At 72.8% G+C, this 8,431-nt stretch carries 8 protein-coding genes, 1 pseudogene and 1 riboswitch; of the genes and pseudogenes, 4 read left to right on the top strand and 5 right to left on the bottom strand.

Annotation, left to right across the window (positions count from 1 at the left end; genetic code table 11):
• Positions 1-80 precede the first annotated feature (80 nt).
• Together ACFWIC_RS32590 and thrC are read right to left on the bottom strand one after the other, a co-directional pair.
• On the bottom strand, positions 81-359 hold the full coding sequence (locus tag ACFWIC_RS32590; RefSeq protein WP_329877155.1) for a ubiquitin-like small modifier protein 1: 279 nt from the start codon (positions 357-359) through the stop codon (positions 81-83).
• A 79-nt stretch (positions 360-438) separates the two neighbouring features.
• Positions 439-1,719, bottom strand: a complete 1,281-nt coding sequence (gene thrC / locus ACFWIC_RS32585) for a threonine synthase (protein WP_329877157.1) — start codon at positions 1,717-1,719, stop codon at positions 439-441.
• 17 nt (positions 1,720-1,736) lie between these two features.
• Positions 1,737-1,871, bottom strand: a riboswitch (SAM riboswitch).
• 149 nt (positions 1,872-2,020) lie between these two features.
• Here thrC and ACFWIC_RS32580 point away from each other — a divergent pair.
• Together ACFWIC_RS32580 and ACFWIC_RS32575 are read left to right on the top strand one after the other, a co-directional pair.
• Complete coding sequence (locus ACFWIC_RS32580; RefSeq protein WP_329948401.1) at positions 2,021-3,028, top strand: glucosyl-3-phosphoglycerate synthase; 1,008 nt, start codon at positions 2,021-2,023, stop codon at positions 3,026-3,028.
• Positions 3,029-3,066: 38 nt separating this feature from the next.
• Positions 3,067-4,536: a trehalose-6-phosphate synthase gene (locus ACFWIC_RS32575; protein ID WP_329877161.1), complete on the top strand. Its 1,470-nt coding sequence runs from the start codon at positions 3,067-3,069 to the stop codon at positions 4,534-4,536.
• On the opposite strand, the gene otsB is transcribed toward ACFWIC_RS32575, so the two are convergent.
• From otsB to ACFWIC_RS32560, 3 genes are all read right to left on the bottom strand, one after another.
• On the bottom strand, positions 4,520-5,362 hold the full coding sequence (otsB, locus tag ACFWIC_RS32570; protein WP_329877163.1) for a trehalose-phosphatase: 843 nt from the start codon (positions 5,360-5,362) through the stop codon (positions 4,520-4,522). The genes ACFWIC_RS32575 and otsB overlap by 17 nt on opposite strands.
• An 85-nt stretch (positions 5,363-5,447) precedes the next feature.
• Positions 5,448-5,681, bottom strand: coding sequence for a DUF3263 domain-containing protein (locus ACFWIC_RS32565; RefSeq protein WP_327679814.1), 234 nt, complete (start codon positions 5,679-5,681; stop codon positions 5,448-5,450).
• A gap of 10 nt (positions 5,682-5,691) precedes the next feature.
• Positions 5,692-6,933 (bottom strand): extracellular solute-binding protein, encoded by a 1,242-nt coding sequence (locus ACFWIC_RS32560; protein WP_329877167.1) that lies wholly within the window; start codon positions 6,931-6,933, stop codon positions 5,692-5,694.
• A 367-nt stretch (positions 6,934-7,300) separates the two neighbouring features.
• Between ACFWIC_RS32560 and ACFWIC_RS32555 the strand changes: the two genes are divergently transcribed.
• On the top strand, positions 7,301-8,248 hold the full coding sequence (locus ACFWIC_RS32555; RefSeq protein WP_380520682.1) for an ROK family protein: 948 nt from the start codon (positions 7,301-7,303) through the stop codon (positions 8,246-8,248).
• A pseudogene (locus ACFWIC_RS32550) lies at positions 8,245-8,431 on the top strand (N-acetylglucosamine-6-phosphate deacetylase); the annotation flags it as partial. The gene ACFWIC_RS32555 and the pseudogene ACFWIC_RS32550, both read left to right, overlap by 4 nt.

Below are 8,431 nucleotides of genomic sequence, written 5' to 3'. Positions count from 1 at the left end.
AATCCGCCCAAAACTTGGCCCGGGGGGGGGGGGCGGCCCCCCCCCCCCCCCCCCAACGGCCGGGAACGGCGAAAAGGCGCTCAGCAGCCGCCCGCCACCGCCGGAATGATCGAGACGCTCGCGCCGTCCTTGATCTCCGTGGCCAGACCCTCGGCGAACCGCACGTCGTCGTCGTTCACGTAGACGTTCACGAAACGGCGCAGCTTGCCGGTGTCGTCGAGGATGCGCGCGGCGATCCCGGCGTGGTTCTTCTCCAGGTCGGCGATGACGTCACCCAGGGTGGCGCCCTCGGCGGACACCTCGCTGGCACCACCGGTGTAGGTGCGCAGGATGGTCGGGATGCGGACGTTGGCGCTCATGGGGGTCTTCTCCTCGTTGCGGGGCGGGGGTGTACCGGGGAAGGACGGCGAGGGCCGGTGCCGGACGGGTCCGGGCCGGTCAGGCGGACGCCAGGCCGGCGTCGCGGAACGACGCCAGCGTCGGCCGGATCACAGCGGTCATGCCGGCCTCCGAGACGGCGTCCAGCGTCTTGAGGCCGTCTCCGGTGTTGATCGCGACGGTCTCCTTCGACGGGTCCAGCTGTCCCGTCTCGACCAGCTTCTTCAGCACGCCGACGGTCACCCCGCCCGCGGTCTCGGCGAAGACGCCCTCGGTCCGGGCCAGCAGCCGGATCGCCGCCACGACCTCCTCGTCCGTCACGTCCTCCACCGCGCCACCGGTACGCCGGGCGATGTCGAGCACGTACGGGCCGTCGGCCGGGTTGCCGATCGCCAGCGACTTGGCGATGGTGTCCGGCTTGACCGGCCGGATCACGTCGTGGCCGGCCTTGAACGCCGCCGACACCGGCGAGCAGCCCGCCGCCTGGGCGCCGAAGACCCGGTACGGCCGGTCCTCGACCAGGCCGAGCCTGATCAGCTCCTGCAGCCCCTTGTCGATCTTGGTCAGCTGCGAACCCGAGGCGATCGGGATCACGATCTGCTCCGGCAGCCGCCAGCCCAGCTGCTCGCAGATCTCGTACGCCAGCGTCTTGGAGCCCTCGCCGTAGTACGGCCGCAGGTTGACGTTGACGAAGCCCCAGCCCTCGCCGGCCGGGTCACCGATCAGCTCCGAGCAGAAGCGGTTCACGTCGTCGTAGTTGCCCTCGATGCCGACCAGCTCGCCGCCGTACACCCCGGCCATCACGACCTTGCCCTGCTCCAGGTCGTGCGGGATGAACACGCAGGACTTGAAGCCGGCCCGGGCCGCGGCCGCGCCCACCGCACCGGCCAGGTTGCCGGTCGACGAGCAGGACAGCGTGGTGTAGCCGAAGGCCCGCGCGGCCTCGATGGCACAGGCCACCACGCGGTCCTTGAAGGAGTGGGTCGGGTTGCCCGAGTCGTCCTTGATGTGCAGCTGGGCGGTGAACCCGAGCTCGCGGCCCAGGTTGTCGGCCTTCACCAGCGGGGTCCAACCCGGGTTCAGGTTCGGCTTGGAGGCGACGTCGGCCGGCACCGGCAGCAGCGGAGCGTACCGCCAGATCGACGCCGGACCGGCCTCGATGCGCTTGCGCAGTTCCTCCGCGCCCTCGCTGCCGAACTCGTAGGCGATCTCCAGCGGGCCGAAACACTCCACGCAGGCGAAGCTGGGGCCGAGCGGGAACCGGGTGCCGCACTCGCGACAGGACAGCGCGGCGGCGGGGCCGAGGTCAACGGTGACGGGTGCGGCGGTGTCGATAGCCATGATGGCGGAGGCCTCTCTCCTCATCTTCCCCGTGACGCGGGCGCGCCACAGGCCGGAATTGGCACCTGTCCCGCCGGCGCTGTTGACAACAGCCGCGCGAGAAGGTTGCCGGGACGTCAACGGGCCGTTCCCTCAGTCCCTCTGGATGAGCTCTGTGAAGTTGTGGTCATGCTCAGCGGAGACCCCGGCGTGCGAAGGTGCGACCGCTGTACGAAGACTGTATCCGAAGGCGTCAACCCCGAACGGGATCGTCCGCCACGCGAGATGACCCGTCCCATCCCACCTCGCCGAGGAGAGAACAGTGCCCGCCGAACCGATCCCCGCGCTCCTCCCCGAGACGGCGTCCTGGCTGCGCCGACGCTCGTGGAGCGCGGCCGACCGCCCGGTGGACGTCCTGCTGGCGGCCAAGCGCGCACTGGGCCCGGCCGGCACGGTCAGCGTCGTCCTCCCCGCCCTGGACGAGGAGGCCACGGTCGGCGACATCGTCCGCACCATCCGCCGCGAGCTGGTGGAACGGCTGCCGCTGGTCGACGAACTGGTCGTGGTCGACTCCGGCTCGGCCGACGCCACCGCCGCGGTCGCCGCCGAGGCCGGTGCCACCGTCGTCCACCGCGACACGATCCTCCCGCGGCTGCCCGCCGCCCCCGGCAAGGGCGAGGTGCTCTGGCGATCGCTGCTGGTCACCCGCGGTGAGATCGTCTGCTTCGTCGACGCCGACCTGCGCGCGTTCGATCCCGCCCTGGTCTCCGGCATCGTCGGCCCGCTGCTCACCGACCCGGACATCCACCTGGTCAAGGCCATGTACGACCGCCCGCTGGAGACCGACGGGGCGGTCGTCCCGGCCGGCGGCGGCCGGGTCACCGAACTGGTCGCCCGCCCCCTGCTCAACCTGCACTGGCCGGAACTCGCCGGTTTCGTCCAGCCGCTCGGCGGCGAGTACGCGGCCCGCCGTTCCCTGCTCGAACGCCTGCCCTTCCCGACCGGCTACGGCGTCGAACTCGGCCTGCTCGTCGACGCCCTGGAGACGGCCGGGCTGGACGCGCTCGCCCAGGTGGACGTCGGCGTCCGCCACCACCGGCACCAGGACGGCCAGGCGCTCGGCCGGATGGCCGCCACCATCTACCGCACCGCCCTGGAGCGGCTCGACCGCACCCACCGGCTCAAGGCCGCCGCCGACCTGGTCCACCCGCTGCTCACCCAGTTCACCCGCGACCCGGAGACCCGCGCCTTCACGGCCCACACCCACCCGGTCACCGCCACCGAGCGCCCGCCGATGCACACCGTCCCCGAATACGCCACCCGGCGCTGAGGGGTTTGCGACCCGGGACCCCCGGCAACCAACCAACCATGGGCGATCTCACGACCGAACGTTCGAATTCGACCGGCACTGCCCCCGTCCTGGTGGCGTCCAACCGGGGACCGGTGTCCTTCGGCACCGCGGACGACGGCACGCTGACCCTCCGCAGAGGCGGCGGCGGCCTGGTCTCGGGGCTCTCCGCCATCGACGACCCGGACGCCGTCTGGGTCTGCGCCGCCCTCTCCGACGCCGACCGCAGGGCCTCCCGGGAGGCCCCCGACGGACGCCTCGACCGGGCCGGCCACGACGTCGGCGGGCAGGCCGTCCGGATGCTGGACATAGACCCGGAGACCTTCGCCCGGGCCTACAACGGCGTCGCCAACTCGACGCTCTGGTTCATCCACCACCTGCTGTACGACACCCCGACCGCGCCCGCCTTCGACGCCGACTTCCGCACCGAGTGGCAGGCCTACACCGCGTACAACGCCGCCTTCGCCGGGGCCCTCGCCGCCGAGGCCGCACCCGGCGCCGCCGTCCTGGTCCAGGACTACCACCTCTCGCTGACCCCGGCGCTGCTCCGCGCCGCCCGCCCCGACCTGCGGATCGGCCACTTCTCGCACACCCCCTGGGCCCCGCCCGAGTACTTCCGGCTGCTGCCCGACGACATCGCCGAGACCGTCCTGACCGGCATCCTCGGCGCCGACCGGGCCGGGTTCCTCACCCGGCGCTGGGCGCTCGCGTTCGCCGACTGCTGCGAAGCCGTCCTCGGCGCCGCCGTCGACCGCGACGCCCTCACCGTCACCCACGAGGGCCGCACCACCCACCTCGGCGTGCACGGTCTCGGCGCCGACGCCGGCTTCCTGCGCGAGCGCGCCCACCGCCCGGACGTCGACGACCGCCTCGCCACCCTGCGCGCCGCCGTCGGCGACCGCCGGACCGTCGTCCGGGTCGACCGCACCGAACTGAGCAAGAACATCGTCCGCGGCTTCCAGGCGTACCGGCACCTGCTGCGCACCCGTCCCGAGTGGCGCGACCGGGTGGTCCACATCGCCTTCGCCTACCCGTCCCGCACCGACCTCGCCGAGTACCGCGCCTACACGGCCCGGGTGCAGGCGCTGGCCGAGGAGATCAACGAGGAGTTCGCCACCCCCGGCTGGCAGCCGGTGATCCTGCACGTCGACGACGACTTCCCGCGCTCGCTGGCCGCGTACCGGATGGCCGACGTCGCCCTGGTCAACCCGATCCGGGACGGCATGAACCTGGTCGCCAAGGAGGTCCCGGTGGTCTCCGACGACGGCTGCGCCCTCGTCCTGTCCCGCGAGGCCGGTGCCCACGCCGAGCTCGGCGAGGACGCGCTCACCGTCAACCCGTACGACGTCGTCGCCACCGCCGAGGCCCTGCACGCCGGGCTCACCATGCCGGCCGGCGAGCGCGCCGACCGCACCAAGCGGCTCGTGGCCGCCGCGACCGCGCTCCCGCCCCAGCAGTGGTTCCTCGACCAGCTCAACGCCCTGCGCTGAGCTCCTCCCCCAGTGCCGCCAGCAGTTCCACCACGCCGGCCGGGCCCGGGACCACCAGGTCCGCCCGGTCGGCGAGTTCCCGCACCGGCGCGTCCCCCACCGCGCCGCTGCAGACCGTCACGCCGGCCAGGCCCTCCCCGCGCAGCTTCTCCACGGCCGCGAAGGCCGCGACGTCCCCCAGGTCGTCCCCCGCGTACAGCACGGACCGGGCGCCGCGCTCGCGCAGGAAGCCCTCCAGTGCCGCCCCCTTGTCCACCCCCGGCGGTCGCAGCTCAAGGACCAGCCGACCGGGCTCCACCACCAGGCCGTGCTCGGCCGCCAGTGCGCCGACCGGTTCCACCAGCCGCTCGAACGCGACGGCGGGCTCGGCCGTCCGCCGGGTGTGCACGGCCAGCGACCGGCCCTTGTCCTCCACCCACGTCCCGTCCGGCGCCCCGGCCGCCGCCAGGACGTCCGGCAGCGCCGCCCGGACCGCGGCCACCCCGGGGTGCACCGGCGGCGCGGTCAGCTCACCGGCCTCCCAGCGCTCCGCGCCGTAGTGCCCGAGCACCACCACCCCGCCGACCTCGGCGAAGCCCCCGTACTCCACCGCCAGCCCGGCCGGGCGCCCGGTCACCACCACGACCGCCCCGACGTGCGGCACCAGGCCGCGCAGGGCGTCCGCCGCGCCCGGGTGCGCCCGGGCACGGCTCGGGTCGGACACGATCGGTGCCAGCGTGCCGTCGAAGTCCAGGGCGACCACCGCCGCCCGCGGCTCTTCGAGCAACGCCGCCAGGCCCGCCCGTCCGTCGTCCGTCAGCGGTCGCGCAATCTCAGCAAGGCCCATGACAGGGACCGTACCCGGGCCGGACGGGGGTCATCCGTCGACGCGGCGGTCGGGCTCCCGGGTCGGGCGCCGGGGCGGCGCCCGCCTACCGTGCCGCGCGCCGGGCGTCCCGGACCCGCCGGAGCCGGTTCACCAGCACCGGCGCGTGCGCCAGTGCCTCCGGTCGGTCGAGCAACGCGTTCAGCAGCTGGTAGTACCGGGTGCTGGAGAGTCCCAGCTCCTCCCGGACGGCCCGTTCCTTGGCGCCGGCCGTCCGCCACGACCGGCCCTCCAGCTCCAGCACCGCCCGGTCCCGCTCGTCCAGCTCACCCGCGCCCATGCCGGCCAGCCTACTTGCGGAGCCTCGCGGCCTCCTTGACGGCCGTCTGCTGGAGGTCCTCCAGGACCGGCTTGGGGTCGGCGGTCGCGGCCGCCCCGATCCCGGCCTTGATCCGGTTGGAGACCTCCACCCAGGCCGGGTCGCCGAACGGGTAGAAGCTCGCGTTGCCCAGCCCGGCCGCGAACTGCTTCAGGGCCTCGTGCTTGGGGTCCTTGCTGATCGCGTCGAAGGCGTCCTGGGTGACCGGCAGCAGGTTGTAGGTCTCGTCGAACTTGAGCTGGTTGTCCTTCGCGTAGACGAAGGAGAGGAACTTGCGGATCTCGTTGCGGTGCCCGTTGGCCTTGAAGGCCATCATCCAGTCGGCCACCCCGAGGCTGCCGGTCTTCGCCAGGCCGTCCTTCTTCGGGATCGCCGTCGTGCCGAAGTCGATCTTCCCCTTGGCGGCCATCCGCAGCAGGGTCGGGTGCCCGTTCAGCATCGCGACCTTCCCGGCGGCGAAGTCGCTGAACACGGGGGTGCGGTTCATCTTGCCGGGTTCGGGGTAGGTCAGCCCGGTGGCGACCAGGTTGGTCCTGAGCCAGTTGAAGGTCGCCTGGTTCTGGGTGCTGTCGATGGTGTAGTTGCCGACGTCGTCGGAGAGGCTGCCGCCGCCGCTCAACGTCCACAGCATCGACTCGGCCGGGGCCTCCTCCGGTCCGAGCGGGAGCCCGTACGGCGTCACGCCCGGCACCTTGGCCTTGATCTTCTCGGCGGCCTGCTTGAGCTCGTTCCAGGTGGTCGGCGGCTTGTCGACGCCGGCCTTCTGGAAGATCGCCTTGTTGTAGAAGAGCACCCGGGAGGAGGAGACGAACGGAATGCCGTACTGCGTGCCGAGCACCTGCCCGGCGTGCGAGAACGACTCCATGATGTTCGCCTGGGTCTCCAGCGAGAGCACGTCCGAGGCGGTGTAGAGCCGGTCGGCGCCGGCCTGGTCGGCGAAGCCGCCGGTCTGCAGCAGGTCGGGCGACTTCCCGCTCTTGACCAGGTCGTCGACCTTCTTGCCGATGTCGGTCCAGCTCTCCACCTGGACGTCCACCTTGATGCCCGGGTTGGCGGTCTCGAAGCGCCGGGCGAGGTCGTCCCAGTACAGCTTGGAACTGGTCTCCGCGCTCTCGCCGTAGTCGGCCGCGACCAGCCGGAGGGTGATCGGGCCGTCGTCCTTGCCGCCGCAGCCGGTGAGCACCAGTGCTCCGGCCAGTGCGATGCCGGACAACCGGGTGGGGACCTTGGCGCGCCTGTCCAACGCGGGTACCGCCTTCGAGGGGGAGTCTTGCGGGAGCGACGAACCGGATCGGGGGGATCCGGCCGGGGGGAGGCGGCAAGGGTGCCAAACAGGCCACTCAGTGGTCCACACCTGTGGCCGGTCCGCGCCGGGTAGTTATCGAAGTGCGGAGGTCGTTGCACGATGCGCAATGAAATTCGGCCGTCCGACCCGCCGGACCCGGCCTCAAGGGATCCGGTCCGGTTCGTGCAAAGCGCCGCACACCGCATACTTCTGCGACAAAGCTCACCCCGCTGGACCAGACCAATCCGACAACTGGACTAGACCTCTCCGACCCACCCAAGGGAAACTGTCCTCCGTGAAGCACGTCATCGCACTCGATGTAGGCGGCACCGGCATGAAAGCCGCGTTGCTCGCCCAGGACGGCTCCGTGCTGTTCGAAGCACGACGCCCGACCGGGCGGGAACACGGCACGGACGCCGTGGTCGCCGCCATCCTCGACTTCGCCGCCGACCTGGCGGACGAAGGCCGCAGCCGCTTCGGCGTCGCCCCCGTGGCGGCGGGAGTCGCCGTCCCCGGGACGATCGACGAGAAGAACGGCATCGCGGTCTTCTCCGCCAACCTCGGCTGGCGCGACCTTCCGCTGCGCAAGCTGCTGGGAGAGCGCCTGGCCGCGGCGGACGGCGGCGCCATGCCGGTCGCCCTCGGCCACGACGTGCGGTCCGGGGGTCTCGCCGAGGGCCGGCTCGGCGCCGGCCGGGGCGTCGAACGCTTCCTCTTCATCGCCCTCGGCACCGGTATCGCCGGCGCCATCGGCATCCGGGGACGGATCGAGGCCGGAGCCCACGGCTACGGCGGCGAGATCGGCCACGTGGTGGTCCGGCCCGGCGGCCCCCAGTGCGGCTGCGGCGCCCGCGGCTGTCTGGAGACCCTCGCCTCCGCCTCCGCCGTCTCCCGCGCCTGGGCCGAGGCCGTGGACGACCCCGACGCCGACGCGGCATCCTGCGCCGTCGCGGTGGACGCCGGGGACGCCCGCGCGGTCGCGGTCTGGCAGCGCGCCGTCGAGGCCCTGGCCGACGGCATCGTGCTGGCCCAGAGCCTGCTCGACCCGTCCACGGTGATCGTCGGCGGCGGGCTCGCCGAAGCCGGGGACACCCTCTTCACCCCGCTGCGTGCCGCGGTCACCGAGCGTCTGACCTTCCAGATGCCCCCCGAGGTCGTACCGGCCATGCTCAAAGACACCGCCGCGTCCCTGGGCGCGGGCCTGCTCGCCTGGGATCTGCTCTCGATGGAGGTGACCGCGTGACCGCGCGGAATCAATCTGCGGCCCTGCCGCGGCGAACCGCACTGGCCGGCGCCCGGCTGGTCCTGCCCGGCGGCATCGTCGAGGGCGACCGTCTCGCCGTCGAGGGCACCCGGATCGCCGGTCTCGGCGGCGCCACCACGGCCGGTGACCTCGACCTGACCGGGTACACCGTCGTCCCCGGCT

This window comes from Kitasatospora sp. NPDC127035 (assembly GCF_042726075.1).
GTDB lineage: Bacteria > Actinomycetota > Actinomycetes > Streptomycetales > Streptomycetaceae > Kitasatospora.
This window is presented reverse-complemented; position numbering and strand designations above follow the sequence as displayed.

Excerpts from the sequence above, each read along its gene's own strand:
- ACFWIC_RS32590 (WP_329877155.1), bottom strand. The coding sequence starts at position 359 with ATGAGCGCCAACGTCCGCATCCCGACCATCCTGCGCACCTACACCGGT.
- thrC (WP_329877157.1), bottom strand. The coding sequence starts at position 1,719 with ATGGCTATCGACACCGCCGCACCCGTCACCGTTGACCTCGGCCCCGCC.
- ACFWIC_RS32575 (WP_329877161.1), top strand. The coding sequence starts at position 3,067 with ATGGGCGATCTCACGACCGAACGTTCGAATTCGACCGGCACTGCCCCC.
- otsB (WP_329877163.1), bottom strand. The coding sequence starts at position 5,362 with ATGGGCCTTGCTGAGATTGCGCGACCGCTGACGGACGACGGACGGGCG.
- ACFWIC_RS32565 (WP_327679814.1), bottom strand. The coding sequence starts at position 5,681 with ATGGGCGCGGGTGAGCTGGACGAGCGGGACCGGGCGGTGCTGGAGCTG.